This window comes from Cupriavidus sp. 01L46 (genome assembly GCF_056399905.1).
This window is the reverse complement of the sequence record NZ_JBFTSF010000674.1, coordinates 1-707: the sequence shown is the minus strand read 5'-3', so window position 1 is coordinate 707 and position 707 is coordinate 1. Positions and strand designations below refer to the sequence as shown.

Annotated in this window: 1 protein-coding gene; it reads left to right on the top strand. The window is 65.1% G+C overall.

The features are described from left to right. Positions 1-502, top strand: a 502-nt coding sequence (locus AC1DS3_RS39255) for a type II secretion system protein (RefSeq protein ID WP_477129448.1), incomplete at its 5' end; no start/stop codon positions are given. Between the last annotated feature and the right edge of the window lie 205 nt (positions 503-707).

The window sequence follows — 707 nt, the reverse complement described above, 5'->3', positions numbered from 1 at the left end:
GCTCGATGTCTGGTCGTTGCAGCGGCAGCGGCTGCAGGAAGAGGAGTTGCTGTTCGTCGGCAACCAGTACCGGCTGGCCATCCAGCGCTACTATCAGGCGGGCCGGACGCTGCCGGCATCGGTCGACGATCTGCTGGAAGACAAGCGCTTCCCGGTGCCGCTACACCATCTGCGGCGAGCGTATCCGGACCCGGTCACTGGCAAGAACGACTGGCTGTTCCTCCACGACGGCGACCGCATCTACGGTGTCTATAGCCGTTCCACGGCACCGGCCATCAAGCACGCGAACTTCCCCAGGCTCTACACGGATTTCGCCAATGCGAAAACCTACACCGAGTGGCAATTCTATTACCTGCCYCCGGGGCGCCGAAGCCGCGCCAGCCTGGATCTTCCGACTACGCAAAACCCGACCGCGCCGGCCGACACGCCAGCCCGGCGCGCCGGCGTTGGCAACCTGTCCCCGAACACGCCCCCGTTCAGTCTCAATGGGCGGTCMAGATGATGCCGCCGGAGCTCGGCGCCCTCGATGGATTGCCCTACCGCATCAGTAGGGTGTTGACCCATGCAAACCTGCATCGGGGTTCACCACAATACAAGCGTGAAGAGAGAAGCGCCGAAGGGGTTCTGGAGCGAGGCGGGCGTGGGGGCATCGGGCTTCCCCGTTCATCGCGCCGGGACCGGGGCAAGGGAGTTCGCGGACCCTCGGG